The organism is Candidatus Tisiphia endosymbiont of Ceraclea dissimilis, from assembly GCF_964030735.1.
In the GTDB taxonomy this organism is placed as follows: domain Bacteria; phylum Pseudomonadota; class Alphaproteobacteria; order Rickettsiales; family Rickettsiaceae; genus Tisiphia.
Genome location: NZ_OZ034917.1, coordinates 800732 through 816774 on the forward strand (window position 1 = coordinate 800732; position 16043 = coordinate 816774).

The 16043-nt window shown below is 31.7% G+C and carries 15 protein-coding genes and 1 pseudogene; 4 read left to right on the forward strand and 12 right to left on the reverse strand.

The genetic code is table 11. The annotated features are described in order from the left end of the window. Positions 1–127 precede the first annotated feature (127 nt). The 3 genes and pseudogenes from ACQH1V_RS03905 to dapF form a co-directional block, all read right to left on the reverse strand. Positions 128–1073 (reverse strand): annotated as a pseudogene (locus ACQH1V_RS03905) (Rpn family recombination-promoting nuclease/putative transposase). Positions 1074–1141: 68 nt separating this feature from the next. Next, complete coding sequence (gene mtaB, locus ACQH1V_RS03910) at positions 1142–2404, reverse strand: tRNA (N(6)-L-threonylcarbamoyladenosine(37)-C(2))-methylthiotransferase MtaB (protein WP_425360831.1); 1263 nt, start codon at positions 2402–2404, stop codon at positions 1142–1144. Next, positions 2397–3206 (reverse strand): diaminopimelate epimerase, encoded by an 810-nt coding sequence (gene dapF, locus ACQH1V_RS03915; RefSeq protein WP_425360832.1) that lies wholly within the window; start codon positions 3204–3206, stop codon positions 2397–2399. The genes mtaB and dapF overlap by 8 nt, the downstream gene beginning before the upstream one ends. Positions 3207–3654: 448 nt before the next feature. On the opposite strand from dapF, the gene ACQH1V_RS03920 reads away from it, so the two are divergent. From ACQH1V_RS03920 to ACQH1V_RS03935, 4 genes are read left to right on the forward strand one after another with little or no spacing between them, the layout of a single operon-like run. Continuing rightward, entirely contained in the window at positions 3655–4917 is a 1263-nt protein-coding gene (locus ACQH1V_RS03920) for a M16 family metallopeptidase (RefSeq protein WP_425360833.1), read from the forward strand. Next, positions 4914–5615: a uroporphyrinogen-III synthase gene (locus ACQH1V_RS03925; RefSeq protein WP_425360834.1), complete on the forward strand. Its 702-nt coding sequence runs from the start codon at positions 4914–4916 to the stop codon at positions 5613–5615. Before ACQH1V_RS03920 ends, ACQH1V_RS03925 begins: the two co-directional genes overlap by 4 nt. Next, complete coding sequence (locus ACQH1V_RS03930; RefSeq protein ID WP_341749336.1) at positions 5584–6258, forward strand: hypothetical protein; 675 nt, start codon at positions 5584–5586, stop codon at positions 6256–6258. Before ACQH1V_RS03925 ends, ACQH1V_RS03930 begins: the two co-directional genes overlap by 32 nt. A gap of 9 nt (positions 6259–6267) precedes the next feature. Then, positions 6268–7320 carry a heme biosynthesis HemY N-terminal domain-containing protein gene (locus tag ACQH1V_RS03935; protein ID WP_425360835.1) on the forward strand — a complete coding sequence of 351 codons (1053 nt, stop codon included), beginning with the start codon at positions 6268–6270 and terminating at the stop codon, positions 7318–7320. Here the strand turns inward: ACQH1V_RS03935 and ACQH1V_RS03940 are convergent. The 9 genes from ACQH1V_RS03940 to ACQH1V_RS03980 form a co-directional block, all read right to left on the reverse strand. Beyond that, positions 7263–7388 (reverse strand): hypothetical protein, encoded by a 126-nt coding sequence (locus ACQH1V_RS03940; RefSeq protein ID WP_425360836.1) that lies wholly within the window; start codon positions 7386–7388, stop codon positions 7263–7265. The genes ACQH1V_RS03935 and ACQH1V_RS03940 overlap by 58 nt on opposite strands. A gap of 458 nt (positions 7389–7846) precedes the next feature. Continuing rightward, positions 7847–8176 (reverse strand): TfoX/Sxy family protein, encoded by a 330-nt coding sequence (locus tag ACQH1V_RS03945; protein WP_094649197.1) that lies wholly within the window; start codon positions 8174–8176, stop codon positions 7847–7849. Between the two features lie 68 nt (positions 8177–8244). Beyond that, the gene (gene dut, locus ACQH1V_RS03950) at positions 8245–8694 is read right to left on the reverse strand and encodes a dUTP diphosphatase (RefSeq protein WP_410520914.1); all 450 of its coding nucleotides are present in this window, start codon (positions 8692–8694) and stop codon (positions 8245–8247) included. Between the two features lie 90 nt (positions 8695–8784). Next, complete coding sequence (locus ACQH1V_RS03955) at positions 8785–9768, reverse strand: polyprenyl synthetase family protein (protein ID WP_425360837.1); 984 nt, start codon at positions 9766–9768, stop codon at positions 8785–8787. A 142-nt stretch (positions 9769–9910) separates the two neighbouring features. After that, complete coding sequence (locus tag ACQH1V_RS03960) at positions 9911–11704, reverse strand: hypothetical protein (RefSeq protein ID WP_425360838.1); 1794 nt, start codon at positions 11702–11704, stop codon at positions 9911–9913. Between the two features lies 1 nt (position 11705). Next, a complete protein-coding gene (locus ACQH1V_RS03965) occupies positions 11706–13208 on the reverse strand; it encodes an Npt1/Npt2 family nucleotide transporter (protein WP_341749341.1) in 1503 nt (500 codons plus the stop codon). Positions 13209–13352: 144 nt separating this feature from the next. Beyond that, entirely contained in the window at positions 13353–13979 is a 627-nt protein-coding gene (gene tmk / locus ACQH1V_RS03970) for a dTMP kinase (protein WP_425360839.1), read from the reverse strand. Further along, positions 13969–15000, reverse strand: coding sequence for a cell division protein ZapE (zapE, locus tag ACQH1V_RS03975; RefSeq protein WP_425360840.1), 1032 nt, complete (start codon positions 14998–15000; stop codon positions 13969–13971). The genes tmk and zapE overlap by 11 nt, the downstream gene beginning before the upstream one ends. 22 nt (positions 15001–15022) lie before the next feature. Next, positions 15023–16009: an Rpn family recombination-promoting nuclease/putative transposase gene (locus ACQH1V_RS03980; RefSeq protein ID WP_425360841.1), complete on the reverse strand. Its 987-nt coding sequence runs from the start codon at positions 16007–16009 to the stop codon at positions 15023–15025. Positions 16010–16043: the final 34 nt, after the last annotated feature.

The following is a 16043-nucleotide window of genomic DNA, read 5'->3' on the forward strand; positions in this document are numbered from 1 at the left end:
TAAATCCGATTAGTATTTAGCCTTAGCGTCATTGCACATAGGTGGCAACCTAAGGAAATAGTAGTTGAAAAGACGTCTATTAGCGAGTCCTAGTTAGGTGGCGTGGCAATTGTAAGAATCCTTATATTTATTCTAATTCTTCAATTTGCTCTTTAGTTAACCCAGTAGATTGAGATATTATCTCAATCGATATTCCAGCTTTCTGAAGATTTCTTGCCACTTCGAAATTTCTTCTAGCTTTGCCTCTAGCTTCGCCTCTAGCTTCACCTCTAGCTTCACCTAGCTGGATACCTCTAGCTTCACCTTCTTCGATATATTTTTGTGCAATAGTTCTCATAATAACACCTTGTTCTTCTTCTGATAAATATTTGGTTAGTACTTCCTCCAATATCTGATTGCTTTTCCTCAGGAAGCTTAGCATCAGTGTACCATAAAAATGATTTTATGTAAATATAGCCTTTTTCCTTATCTACTAATATCTCTAATTTAAATCTCTGCAGAAATTCTTCCCAAAGCTTTATCATATCTCGTTGATGAATATGCTTGAACATATATTCTAACATCCCAATATGCTTCTTCTTCATTATTTCATCATCAGACATGCTTTGTAAATCAACCAATTGATAATCTTCTGTCATCACTTTCTTGGCTATAACTGCATCGGTAAATAAACTCCATAAATTCCTAGGGGCAGTATAAACTTCTTTACCATTATAAATTACTAAATTATATACTAATGGTAATTTCTTTCTTCCTTTTTTATGCCTTTCACACAATAATAATGTGTATTTCCATAATCGTAGAGCTGTCCAATAATCAACGCCCGACTGAGCCTCAATCAACACATACACAAAAGCCTTACCCTGATTCTTGGTCGCAACTCCATACACTATATCACTATATTTTTTGTTTAACGATTCCTCTATGTAGCTTTCTTTTTCTACTGTTATCTTTGATAAATCTACTAAACTCTTAAAATCATTAGGCAAATAATATTCCAAAAATTCTTGAGCTGCCACAGGATCAGCCATTATTGTTTTGACTAATGAATCATGCTTTAACTTTTTTGTCATAAAAGAATATTAAATTGATAAAACTACATATATCTCTATCAGATTTTGACTTATGCTAGGTAAGTCTACTATACCAAAATTTCTGAAATCATATAATTATCCTCTACAGCAACTAACCGAGCTTTAATAATTTGCCCAACGTCAAAATTACCTTGCAACTTTACCGGAATAAAATTTTCTGTATGAGCTATGTTATTTTGCTCTACAAGTAATTCCACTTCATGCCCTATATTCCTTTGGAAAAATTGTTGTAATTGCTGCTTCCCTGTTACCCTTAAAATTTCTGCTCTAGCTTTTCTAACAGACTTTGCTACTTGCGGCATTCTGGCAGCTGGAGTTTCCTCACGCTCAGAATACGGGAAAACATGTAAATATTGCAAATCCGCCTCAGAGATAAGTTTTCTTGTATTCTCAAACATTACCTCATTTTCCGTCGGGAAACCAGCTATAATGTCTGCCCCGAATGATACATTTGCTCTTAAGTTACGCAATTTATGACAAAAATCAATAACATTTTGACGATTATGGCGACGTTTCATACGCTTAAGTATCATGTCATCACCAGCTTGTAAACTAATATGAAAATGCGGCATAATTTGTGGAGCATAAGCCATCAAATCAAACAAATCATCATCGATTTCAGCTACATCAATGGAAGATAATCTAAGCCTTTTTAGCTCCGGAACCAACCCTATAATCCTTCTAATCATCTGGGCAAAAGTTGGAGCTCCTGGTAAATCTGGTCCATATGCCGTAACGTCAACCCCGGTAAATACTACTTCATTATACCCATTAGCTACTAATGTCCTTAACTGCTGTACTATCACTCCCATTGGGACTGAGCGACTATTGCCTCTAGCATAAGGTATAATGCAGAAGGTACAACGATGATTACAACCATTCTGTACTTGAATAAAAGCCCGAGATTTGCCATCAAAGCTAGCCACCAGATGATTAGCAGTTTCCGTCACAGACATTATATCATTTACTGCTACTTTTTCGTCAGTAAATTGATAATTGCTAGCAATCAATTTTTCCTCATTACCAAGTACTTTGTCGACCTCAACCATATTAGCAAAAATATCTGGGTTATTTTGAGCAGCACAACCAGTAACAATAATTCTTGCATTAGGGTTATTTTTCTTAGCTTTACGAATTGCTTGACGTGATTGTTTTACAGCTTCCTTAGTGACATAACAAGTATTAAACACCATGACATTTTCTAAACCAGAAAGAGCTAGGTTAGTTCTAATCACTTCACTTTCATAAATATTTAATCGACAACCAAAAGTTACAACCTTTTGAGTTAAGACTTCTTGTGGTTTAGTCATAAAAAAACTCTCCACGTACCACTAAAGCAGCAGAACCAAGCATTATGATATTCTCCCCTTGTTTTGACATTTGTAGACTACCTAATTGAAATACCACTTGACAAGGAGAGCTAACAAAGCCAAGCTTTACTGCTGAAGCAAAGCTAGCACATGCCCCACTACCACAAGCAAGAGTTAAACCAACTCCTCTTTCCCAAACCGATAAATAAATTTTATTATCCTTGATTGAAGCAAAATTAACGTTAACCCCATCAGTAAACAACTCTTTTGCTTGTAATTTCTCTCCAATTATTTCTTTATCTTTAGTAGCTAAATCACTAAAAATAATAAAATGTGGATTGCCAATATCAGCACAAATAACTTCCTTGATATCAATCATATAACGTTCCATAATTGGCCAAATCTTTTCGGCTGAAGGCATCCAATCTTCCTCAAAACTAACTATCCCAGTATTTACCTCGATCTCGTTGTCACTTAATATCTTACAAGACAATTCTTTTCCGTATATTCTTAAAGTAACTTCTGTTATACCGAAATCAAGATATAACAATTTGGTAAGACATCTTGAAGCATTCCCACATAATTTGGCACTTGAGCCATTCTGGTTATATACAGCCATTTCATAGTAATTAGCTTTTTGATCGTAAATAATAAACTGATCACAACCAATACCAGTACGACGATTGGAGATATTTAGCGATAATTGCTGTAAATCACAATTTATAGGTAAATCACGCTGATTGATAATCACAAAATCATTACCTAATCCATGCATTTTAGCAAAATTGATTTTTTTAAACACGAGAATATCTTTAGATTATACAATAAGTCTATTATACTAAATATATATAAAAATATGTAGTAAATAAATAGACCTCTTGCATAACTGTTGGTAAATGGTTATATTTTTTGTCTGTACTTGATTAGTATTACTGTCATTGCACTCCAATCGTCATTGCGAGGAGACATAGGTCGACGAAGCAATCCACCTTCTAGCGTCATTGCGAGCGAACGTAAGTGAGCGTGGCAATCCATGAAGTGATTAGATTAGAAATGAATTGCTTCGTTGCACCACCAAAGTGGCTCCTCGCAATGACGGTTGGGGTGCATATGCGTCATTACGAGACCATGTAATGGTCGAAGCAATCCATTTTACAACACCTTTCTGGATTGCTTCGTTGGCTCATGCATCCTCGCAATGACAACGTAATACTAAGCTATACTCTTTAAACTAATAAACAAGTGATAAAATGACCTTTAACTCAAGCAAACTTAACAATGGACTAACTGTTGTTACTTACCATATGCCTAATATAAAATCCGTAGCTATTAATCTCATTGTTAATGTAGGTAGCCGCTATGAACAATATTCAGAAATAGGGATATCTCATTTTCTTGAACATATGGCATTTAAAGGAACAACAACTAGAACTGCTAAGCAAATTGCTGAAGAATTTGACTCTATAGGAGGGCAGTTTAATGCTTACACCGGTCATGAACAGACTGTTTATTACTCAAAAATATTGAGTGAGAATTGTTATACGGCTCTAGAAATATTGGCAGATATCTTGCAAAATTCAGTTTTTTCAGAAGAAGAAATAGCCAAAGAATATCAGGTGATTTTACAAGAAATTGCTTGTGTACAGGATAATCCCGATGAGCTTATTCACGAAAAATTTTACAGTAGTGCTTATGCAAATCAAGCTCTTGGTCGGTCAATTTTAGGAACTTATGACAGTTTAGCAAAATTTGATAAGGAACATTTTAGCAGTTATATTGATAAACATTATAATGCCGGAAATATTTACTTATCAGTGGCAGGAAATGTTGAGCATCAACAAATTGTAGAATTTGCCGAAAAATTATTTTGTTCATTAAAAGATAAACCAAATAATCATTTTGAAAAAGCTAGATACACGGGGGGGCATAGTGTTATTACCAAAGAACTTGAACAAACTACCTTGGTTCTGGGATTCGAAAGTGTACCCTATTTTAACATACAGCAATTATATCATACTCAAGCTCTGTCACTAATACTTGGTAACGGTATGTCATCAAGATTATTTCAACAAATCAGAGAAAAGCTTGGACTTGCCTACTCAATTGGTAGCTATAATAGCTCACACTATGATAGTGGGATTTTTGGCATATATGTTTCCACTAGTCATGATAAACTGCCATTTCTTGCAGAACAATTAGTCAATGAAATTAACAATATTTCTGTAGAGATCAAAGATTCAGAAATTGATCGGGCTAAAATACAATTAAAAACTAGTATCCATATATCCCAAGAAGATTCATCTTATAAGTCAGAAGAAATTGGTAAGAATTTTGCTGTTTTTGGCAAATATTTACCTATTGAGGACACTATTGAATATATTATGAATATAACAAACCGAGATATCATAAATATTGCTAACAAAATATTTGCTAGCAAACCTACTTTATCTATCATTGGACCTAATCCACTTGCCATAGATTATCAAAAATTATCTAATGATCTGGCTCTATGAAATCGGTGCTATTAACTAGAAGTTCAGAAGATAATTACGACATTATTCAAGAGTTGCAGCGTAATCATCAATGTAGCTTTAACTATATATGCTGTCCTTTATTGGAATATCAAACTTTGCCATTAGATGGTACCCTTTTATATGATTATCCTAATATCATTATCACTAGTAAATTTGCTGCTAAAATTCTAGCTGGACACCAAAATATCGAAAAGAAGAATATGTGGATAGTCGGTAATTCATCAAAATTAATTCTAGAACAAAATAATTTTATAGTGCAATATGTTGCTAGCAATGTACAAGAGCTGCTAGAAAACATTCCACCAGAAATATATCACCAAACCGTATATTTGTCGTCAAATGAAATCACCCAAGATTTACCTCAAGCGATTAAAAGACACATTATCTATCAGGTAAAATATGCAACTAAGCTGCAGCACATAGCAGAAATTGAAAAGGGCATCAATTTTATTCTACTATATTCACAGAACTGCACTAAGACTTTTATTGAATTATTAGTAAAAAATAATTTGCTAGAATCCTTAGCCAATAGTTTAGTTATTACTATAAGTAAAAAAGTAGCAAATATTATTAGCTCTTTTACTAAAAATGTGGTTTATTGTGATAATGGACAACCTCAGCAAATGTTAGAATTATTAATTTATAATGCCCAAAATAATGCAAAAATCAGAAACTAATATAATAAAAGTCCGTAGAAACAACTCTATTATTTTTACAATTATTTTGGTTGTATTATTTGCCATATCGGTAACTTATATGACTTTTTTAAATAATAAAAAGACGGATTCTAAGTTATCTAATAACGCAACAATACAAGAAACAACCATACAAGAAATCCCCCCATCTTCAGATACTACCAATTTAGAGGAGAATGCACCTCAGGAAGATAATAGTTTAAATCAAGATAATTCTTCTGTAAGTACCCCCCACCAACCAGAACAATCTAAAGCCCCTTCCAATGTTTACAGTAATTATTTACTTAGCATCAATCTTCTGGTAAAGAATTTTCTGCAAGATAAAGATTATACAGAGCAACTTTATCAAATTGAAACTATGGAGTTACCTGCAAAAATAAAAAATATTTTGATAGATATGCACTATTATAATAAAAATTATTTACTTGATAATAATTTAGGTTTAGTAAGGGTATTTCCAAAAACCGATTGCTGGATCAAGCAATTTATCAAAATTGAAGAAAAATCTAGTAGCCTCAAAGATAAAGAAAAGCTGAAATTAAAAATAATAGGAAACCTAGATTATTTTATTAATTTCTTTTATTCAGAAGAACTACAACAAGAAAATTACAACAAGAATTCGTAGAGTAAACTAATGATAAGATTATTGATAATTTGTATTACATTTTTGTTGTTATATTTTAGTTTTTCTATGTTAAATCAACTTGACTCAAGATTAACTTTAAACTTATATGACTATTATATAGAAACAACATTTTTTACTTTCGTTATTTTATATATATTACTTACACTTTCTACTGCTATTTCTTTTAAAATATTATGTTTAATTATTAATCTACCTACTAATTTAAAAGCTCTTTTCTTTGCTAAAAGAGCCAATAACGATAATTACTTACTAATGAAAGCTATGGCAGAATACGTTTCTGGTGAAAAATTAAAATCAGCAGTAACGAGCCAAAAAATATCTTACCGTTTAAGCCAGGAAAATAAGGTGTTTCATACTTTACTTTTAGCAGAATCAGAACTAGATATTTCAGTAAAAATAAAATATTTTCAGGAATTAGAACAATCTAAATATTATATTCCTTTTGTTACCAAAAGACTCGCACAAATACATTATCAGAATAATATGTATGACATAGCTGAGAATTATGCTGTTAGATCGTTTAACCTAAATGAATCTGATAGTGAAACTTTAGAAATTTTACTTAATTGTTATGCCAAACTTTCTCTATGGACAAAATTTGTTTTTGTGGTATCTAAACTTAGCAGAGTTGACGGACAGAAACTAGAGTCGCTTAAAAACAAAATAGCTGATTATTATGTTATAGCTGCTAAAAATATGTTAGAGACTAACCAAACAAAAGAGGCGATATATTATTTAGAATCAGCTATTAAACTTATAGCTTCCCATATTGAAGCACTAAATCTTTATCTATCTTTAAACTCCTCTAAATGGAGTAATAAGAATCTTGAGTTATTACAAACTGCCTTCACAGCAAGCCCATCTTTTGAAATTGTAGAATTATATAAGAAATTTTCTACCAATGACTCGTCGGAAATTTATGACGATCTAGCAAATTTAGTCGATCCTAAAAAATATTTAGGATTATTTTTGGCGATAGCTGCTTATTTAGATTTACCAGAAAAGGTTGAAAGTCTTAGAGATGAGCCTGAACTATTATGATCTCCACTATAGTCAATTGATGAGAAGTTGGTGACGTCGTCGCTCAATGCTCGCCTATTACTTATCATAGTACCATACAATTTTTATTCTATAAGTATTAAGCAGCATAAAAACGTCATTGCGAGGAGGCGTGAGCCTACGAAGCAATCCATATAGTCTTGATGTATCTATACTATAGTCAATTCAGGAGGATTTGGTGCTAGGAGAGATGGAGCGACGCCTATAAGTAATAGGCGAGCAACGAGTGACGACGTCACCAACTTCTCCTGAATTGACTATAATTCTCATGGATTGCTTCGTCGCTACTAAAGTAGCTCCTCGCAATGACGCTTAGCAGTAAGCTTTTTTACTCATCATAAGGAAATAAATAAAAAATTGTAGGGTACTATGACTACATGGTCTCGCTAATAGCGGAAAAGCTACCTAAAACCAGCTCTAGCTTATAACTTTTAACAGTTGTGGTCTATGCACTCCATCGCTCCTGCTACCTGATTCTCCTGAATTGACTATACCAGTTCTATTATTTTTAATCCAAAGAATTAATAGACACATCAAATGCCATAGAGACTAAATTTGCTAACTTTTCCTCTTGATCTAAAATCTCAGGTAATATTTTCCAATATGATAGAGTTATCAACTTATTTGAGTTATTATATGTAAATGGTTCGGAGACAAAAGATTTTAAATCTCCAACCACTTTGTTATCCATTTTAAAGTACAACTCGTTTCTTGCAACTATTCCTATTATTATTCCGTCTTTATATATACCATAACTACCAAACATTGCACGAGTAGTGATTTGACCAAAAGGGGCTAGTATATCTTTAATATATTCAATAAATTCATTACTTTTCATAATTAACCTATAGGTTGATTTGTACGAAAAACCACCATAAGGGTTACTTATTTTTGCAGAGTGACTATTTAAAACTTTCCAGTTGAACCAAATCCACCAGAACCTCTAAGAGTTTCATCTAACGAATCCACCTCGTCCCATAATATCTGCTCATATTTAGAAATAACCATCTGAGCAATCTTCATGCCACGCTCAATTACAAAATCTTCTTTAGCATGATTAACTAAAATTACTTTTATTTCACCACGATAGTCGGCATCAATTGTACCAGGTGCATTAAGTACGGTAATGCCGTGTTTTAGTGCTAAACCTGATCTTGGTCTGATTTGAGCTTCTAAATGACTAGGCAATGCTATACAAATTCCTGTAGGTACTAACTCTACTTGTTGTGATTTTATAGTTATAGGCTCAATATTTGCTGCCATTAGATCCATACCACTACTATGCTGGGTAGCATAACCAGGCAAAATATCTACAGAATGTTCTAATTTTTTAACTTTAATGTTCATAAAGATGATATTTTTAAAATGATATTTAAGAATACCAAAGAATAAATTGTAGCAAAATCTGCATTATATGTCAATATTCATTATATTTTGATATCCTTTCTAATAAGACCTATTTAAAGTAAATTCTAATAAAGAAACTAAATGATCTTTATAAATATTTTGTATAGGGATTTGTTTTAATAAATTACTAGCTTCATTGTTAATCGCTGCTAAATAGTCAATAATTTGCTGCTTAATACAATGTTCTATCATCAATTCTCGTATTAGTTTAAACTCACTTTCAGTTCTATTATCTGCCTTAATCATTTCTTGAATTTTTAACTGCCACTGATCATCAAGCTTTTTATATAAGAAAATTAGTGGTAGAGTTATTTTCCCTTCTGAAAAATCATCGCCTATATTCTTACCAATATCACGACTATCCCCTAAATAGTCAAATAAATCATCAATGATTTGAAAAACATTGCCTAGAACTCTACCAAATTTTTGTAAAATTTCACAAATTTCATTAGATTGACCAGAAATAATTGCTCCTGCTTCACAAGATACGCCAAATAATTCTGCCGTTTTTGCCATAATTATTTCATTATATTCTGTTTCGTCAATAATTCTCCGCTGATTCAATTTCACCAATTGCGAAACCTCTCCTTCTGATATAATTGCTGAAGCTCTTGATAAAGATTTCATGGCTTTAATAGATTTTGTATCTACCATTAGCTGAAATGATTGGCTAAATAAAAAATCCCCAACTAGAATACTAGCCTTGCTATCCCAGATAACATTAGCAGTAGGTTTGGATCTTCTCATGGTACTCTCATCTACTACATCGTCATGCAATAAAGTTGCCGCATGAATAAACTCTACAGCCCCAGCAAGCTTTATATTATCTTCCCCTACATAACCAAACATTTTGCTAGTTAAAATTGTTAGTAATGGTCTGATTCTTTTGCCACCAAATTCCAGCAAATATTTACCTATTACGTTAACCAGCTCCTCTTTGGTAGCTAAGCGGGTTATAATAAGCTTATTTAATGCAGAAAGTTCTGGGCTTAAGTCTTTATGTATTATTTTTATAGTATCCAATTTACGTCTCTATTTTTTATTTTATGATTTCCGTACGCTCGTTCCTATCATTCCCCCTTCTCCTTGCCATTCTTAGCAACGGCGGGAATCTGGATACCTGATTTCGCAGGTATGGCACTAAGCCAAGCAGGGAGTCAATTTACTATGGCGTAACGCTATTCGGATCATTATAGACTTCCTGCCAAAAATCACTATCAATCTCCAAAAAAGGTTGAATCATTAATTGTTTTAATAATTTTTGATGTTCATTGAAATCAGGCACTAGCTCTTGTATTCTTTTTGTTATACTATAGTCAATTGATAAGGAGTTGGTGACGTCGTCACTCATCGCTCGTCTATTACTTATAGGCGTCGCTCCATCGCTCCTAGCACCAACTCCTCCTGAATTGACTATATCACCAACCCGTATTTTTTCCGAGGCTTTTTTGTATAATGCTAGATAATATAATGGTAAAAATTTATCAAGATCGACAGTGCCTATTTTTCCTTTTTCTATATTATTGGAATCTAATTTATACTCAAAACTTATGTCCCCTGAGTTAGAGTCAGGATGATCTGATACGGTTTTTAGAAAATAATTAATTCCCTCTTTGTATACAATACGACTATCTTCAGAAAATGTTTTAAATCTACCTAAATTTAATAAATAATTGGTGATAATATCAGTTACCTTTAAATAATTATTAACAACCAAGAGTCCATTAATATCAAAATTGCCAAATGAATTTAGCTTGCATTCACTTGACAAGCGGAATCCAGTATTATTAGAAAATAAACTAAGGTTATGTATTTGAGCTCTCATTACATCGTTTATTCTAGCAAAAAAATTTACATCTAAATCAAAAATATATTGATGATTTTCTAATTCAGTTAAATTGAATTTATCTTTATTATTGTTAACATACTCTAACTCTTCCATTAACGATAAATTGTTAGGCAATGCTGATATATACGGCAATAAATACTGGATAGAATTTAATATATTATCGGAAAATCCTGATTTCAAATCAATTGTTGATTCAACCTTCAAATGGCTAGCACGATGACTTTCTTCCTCTTTATTTTGATATAACAAACTAGTCAAAGAGTCTTGGACATTGCTTGAAAATTTGCTGGATATCATTTTTATTGCTAAATCGTTAACAAATTCACTATATATAGATTTATTTGTTTTTATATAAAACTTACCTTCAAAACTAAAAGGCATTGGCCAAGCAAATCTATATAATAAAAGACCAGCTGGCACCCTCCTGTTGATAAGATTACTTTCTAAGATGTTTGTTGAATAACTAATATTTAATTTTTGCGGTACATTATTTTTAAAATCTTCTAGATCAGTATAATATTTTTTCTTTTCCAGTGAGAATGAAATAGCTGTATGATCTTCATCATATAGTTTTTGCTGATCAATTAAATCAAAGATTTTGGTTTTGTCAGATCTTAATTCCAATTCTTTAACAAAATTGATAATTTCAAACGGATCTTTTTTTTGTATAAAAATCTTAAATAACTTTAAGCTCAAGGGAATTTTTGCTGTAAAAGAATAATTATCACTTTCGAATTTTGCCCCAAATCCTGATTGAATAGGTTTATAACGACCCGTTGCGTTACCAGAATAGGTAATGAAGCAAACTTGTTTTAGTAAGTCATAACCTATATAAATCGGAGTATGAAATTCAATTATACTATTCTCCCCCTCTTCATACCAGCCAATTACTTGAAAGGCAATTTTAAATGGAAAGCCATAGCTGGTAATTTTATTAAACTTAACGAAATATTTTTGTTCATTATCTACCGTATTAGTAGCGATATAACGATTACTATATTGCTGATTGATCTTACCAGCTATAGAACTAATAATTAAGAACCATGAAACAGTATAAATCAAAAGGGTTGCAGCAATTATCACTGATATATATATTAATGTTTTTCGCATGCTAATTACATAATTTTACATATTCACGGTTTAACTGCACTATATCCCAAAACCATAAAATAACTATCATAATAAACATTATTAGTAAATAAACTACTATTGAATCACATGTGGCAGTAGGCACTATTATGAATATAAAAGACTGAATAAAAGCTCCTAGAGACTTACCAAATTTGGTACTAATAACCTCAGCAGCAGCTTTACCTTTTGTTCGAAGTTCTAATGATAAAGGAATATATGCCATTTCCTTTGTTGAATCAAATAACGAATATTTAGTTGATTTACTTAAAATATTTTGTATCCCTCCAATAATTACAGCAGCATAAATTGGATTAAAGTCTTTAATACCACAACCTATATCTTCTGAGAAAATAACAAAAATGAAAAACATTAAACCAGTTATCGAAAACATCAAAGGTGTTAATAATGCTGAAACTAACCAAGTAAATTTCCTAATCACATTACTGCCAACTACCATAAAAGTCACGCAGGAAATTCCCATCCAAATATTAAACCTGCCCATAAAGTTTATATAATCTAACGTATTGGGATTAAGTTCTCTTACTTTAGCTTTCCACGGACCTTCCACTATATTAGTTAGTGCTCCATAACAAATTATCAATAAAGCAATGCGTCCAACATATTTTGAGCTAATAATTAGCCTGATACTATCCAGAAGTGGTAAAGAGGTTTTTGCCTGTATTTGAGTTACTTTAAAATCAGCCATTAATCCCTTATCATGCAAAATCAGATAATTAATTAACCTAAATAACAACATTGAAATTATACCGGCAAATACTATTATAGACATAATTGGTTGTAACATTAGTTCTGAATTATATTGTAAATCTTCATCTATTATCATTTGGGTATCTGATATCTCTTGTACATTTGAGAAAGCTACTAATACATTACCAGCTACAATTAAGCCAACATTGCCTACCATTCCTAAAATTGGATAAAAACGTTTTGCATTATTTGTATCAAAAATATTATTAGCAAATTGCCAGAACATTAGGTTAATAATTACGGCACTCCATAATTCTGCACAAACATACATGATAGCGTAACTCCACTTACCCATTATCTTGATAAACCACCGAAAATTAGGATACAAAGATACTAAATGTTCTATCTGCTCAGTATTTGGATGATAAAACTCCTGATTAGGATAAATGACATAGGCAAATATCAGAAAAAACAACAAAAAGCTTGAAATTATTATATAAAAAATATATTCAAAACGGATGTGATTACTGAGCTTTACATATAATATAGCGAATAATATAGAAGATGGCAAAACAAGCCAAAGTTTTAAAAAGCTGATAACCTCCGCTCCCATTGATGGCACAACTAATCCGTCTTTAACAGACCTCAGAGCCCCAAAATTAAAAAGAACACAGAGCATCATTAATGCCATAGGTAGAAAAAGTTTCAACTCCTCCCTCTCTATTGGCCAAATGATTTCCTGTATTTTAGAAAAAATATTTTTGAATGGTAACATTATTATTACACAAAGAATTACCTAAAGATAGAGGCTATATTTCATATATGGTCAAGCTGCACTAGCACTTTTAAAGCTCTATGATAATAAAGTCAATGAAAATTAGCATATTTCTCTATTAACAAAATTAGTTACGTGACAAAATTATATAGTTTTTTCAAGCTTTCGTGTGAGCATCACTACAATTATATCATGAATTTCGTTTGCACTAAGATCTGCAGCGTTTATTTTTACTATTCTATCTGGAAATTTATCTGATATATATTGAAATTTATCATAGACTTTTTGATGAAATTCAATATTCTTACTTTCAAATTTATTATTATTACCCCTTGCCCACGCCCTTGCTAAAGCAATATTTGGCTCTATATCAATAAAAAAAGTAATATCAGGCATTACAGGTGATATTAGAGATTTATGAAGTTCATACACTAAATCAGTACCTACCTCTTGCCCTTGATAACAAGCCGTAGAATCCACAAACCTATCACAAATAACTGAGACCCCAGAATTGAGTTTAGGAATAATCCTTTTATGAACATGTTCGTAACGTGCCGCCATAACTTGCAGCAATTCTGACATAGGTAATAAATCTTGATAAACTAAAATGTCACGCATTTTCTCAGCTGCAATAGTTCCGCCCACTTCATGTGTTAAATCTGCCCGGATATTTTGTGATAATAAATACTGGTGTAGCATATCACTCTGGGTAGATTTACCACACCCTTCCCCACCTTCAAACGTAATAAATTTACCGTTTTTAATTGACATAACTACCACTATTCATTTCATGTAACCTTGAAATAGTTCTCTTAAATTCATTACTACGCAAACCATTCTGATATATTTTTATGGGTTCATCTTGTAAAGTCATAAATAGTACAACCTTATAAAAATAAGCATTATCAACAAAATTTATAAACCTAACAGCTAAATCGGTATTATCAGAACTTATTATACGAATATTTTCTACTATTATAATAGAAAATTTTTGACAAATATCTACATAATCAACATAACCTAATTCTCTTACAAATAGCTCTTCAAAATCTGTTACTAATATTTTTTCGCTAGCCATTTTAAAAGATATTTTCCGTCCGAAAACAGCAATATCCTTAGGAACTAGCTGGTTATTATTATTTAACTTGCCAATAAGTTGCTGTATCTCGAATTTATTATGTTCATTAATTGGATATATTATGCGTCTGCTAGCCGTTTGCATAATTTTATCTAATCGATAATCATGATCACTATCTAAGTACATGACCTCAAACCTTTGATAAATCTCTTTAATTATTGGCAAAAAAGAATTTCTTTGTAAACCATCTTTATACAAATCTTCTGGTTTGGTATTACTGGTAATGAAGATAAATACCTTACATTTTATCAGTTCAAGAAGTAGCGGTCCTATTATCATAGCATCAGCTATATCTTTAATTTCAAACTCGTCGATACATATTACTGCTGCTTGTTTTGCATAATTTGTCGCAATGCTTTTTATAATATTATTTTTAGACTTTGATTTGTCTTGTAACTGATAAATATCTTTATGTACCGATTGCATCAAATTCTGGTAATGGATCATTAATTTCTTAATTTGCAATATTTGAAAAAAATGTTGCATTAATACAGTTTTGCCATTACCTACATTACCATATAAATAGATACCTTGTTTTGCTAATAAATTACCATTAAAGAATTTCAAAAATGACTTATCTTCAATTTGCTTAGCAAAATTCTTAATTCTACCTAGCAGAAATAACTGCTTTTTATCAAATTTTAATTCAGACAATCGATTACATTTTTGTTAAGGTTTATTCTTTTTTTAACGCTTCTATTTCCTTAATAGTTAGTTTTGTATATTTAACTATTTTTTCTATTGGCTCATTATCAGCTAACATTTCTTTCGCCATGGCTATAGTACTTTCTTTAATACCTATAGCTTTTCCTCTAGCTTCCCCTATAGCTTCACCTATAGCTTCACCTATAGCTTCGCCTATAGCTTTTCCTTTAGCTTCGCCTATAGCTTTTCCTTTAGCTTCAGCATCTGCAATTTGTTGCTGTTCTACCGCTAAATTATCAAAATAGGCTTTTGTTCTTTCCTCATAGGTGTTAAGCTCCGCTTCTGACCAGCTTGCTTGGTCTACTGCCTCAAAGGCTCTCCTAATAATTTTATCCTTACCTATTAACTGCTCTATTTCGGCTAATGTTAATGTACTATCTCCTGCATGTTTGAAAAAATACATCCACTTTTCCTCTGTAGTCTCTAGATTAGAGATAATTTTATTAAATTTCTTGAGTTCTAAAAAAACAAAGTAAAAATCTTTTAAATCATTGGCGTAGCTTTCTGTATCTAAAAGACGATGCTCTGACTTCCAATGTTTTTTATCGTCAAACATCACAAAATCTGCTATTGCTAAAAATATTACTCCTTTTAATTTAGCGTATACTGCCAACTTTTTATGGTTTTCATCCTCTTTGAGTATTTGCCTAGAATATGCTTTAGCCGCATAATACTGGGCTCTTTTCTCAAATCCTGGATGCTTACTTATCTGCATCTCTACGATGAATTGATTACCATGTTGATCTTTACATAACACATCAACTATAGACTTTCTGTAAATAGCAATATCAGGGTCTTGGATAGTTGGTAAAAACGTCACCTCAATTATTTTTTCATTTCCTTTACATTTGAGAATATCATTTAAAAAATGAACAAGTATATCCTTGTTCTTTTCAGTGCCAAAAATTTGGCGAAAACAAAAATCATTTTTAGGGTCAAGAAATTTTGATAAAAACATATAATACAACCTCTTAATTCTATATTGATAACTA

What these genes read in the sequence shown, in the direction of transcription:
- ACQH1V_RS03980 (WP_425360841.1), bottom strand. Translation starts at nt 16,009, where the DNA reads ATGTTTTTATCAAAATTTCTTGACCCTAAAAATGATTTTTGTTTTCGC.
- ACQH1V_RS03930 (WP_341749336.1), top strand. Translation starts at nt 5,584, where the DNA reads ATGCCCAAAATAATGCAAAAATCAGAAACTAATATAATAAAAGTCCGT.
- ACQH1V_RS03935 (WP_425360835.1), top strand. Translation starts at nt 6,268, where the DNA reads ATGATAAGATTATTGATAATTTGTATTACATTTTTGTTGTTATATTTT.
- ACQH1V_RS03960 (WP_425360838.1), bottom strand. Translation starts at nt 11,704, where the DNA reads ATGCGAAAAACATTAATATATATATCAGTGATAATTGCTGCAACCCTT.
- ACQH1V_RS03965 (WP_341749341.1), bottom strand. Translation starts at nt 13,208, where the DNA reads ATGTTACCATTCAAAAATATTTTTTCTAAAATACAGGAAATCATTTGG.
- ACQH1V_RS03925 (WP_425360834.1), top strand. Translation starts at nt 4,914, where the DNA reads ATGAAATCGGTGCTATTAACTAGAAGTTCAGAAGATAATTACGACATT.
- ACQH1V_RS03920 (WP_425360833.1), top strand. Translation starts at nt 3,655, where the DNA reads ATGACCTTTAACTCAAGCAAACTTAACAATGGACTAACTGTTGTTACT.
- mtaB (WP_425360831.1), bottom strand. Translation starts at nt 2,404, where the DNA reads ATGACTAAACCACAAGAAGTCTTAACTCAAAAGGTTGTAACTTTTGGT.
- ACQH1V_RS03945 (WP_094649197.1), bottom strand. Translation starts at nt 8,176, where the DNA reads ATGAAAAGTAATGAATTTATTGAATATATTAAAGATATACTAGCCCCT.
- tmk (WP_425360839.1), bottom strand. Translation starts at nt 13,979, where the DNA reads ATGTCAATTAAAAACGGTAAATTTATTACGTTTGAAGGTGGGGAAGGG.
- ACQH1V_RS03940 (WP_425360836.1), bottom strand. Translation starts at nt 7,388, where the DNA reads ATGATAAGTAATAGGCGAGCATTGAGCGACGACGTCACCAACTTCTCA.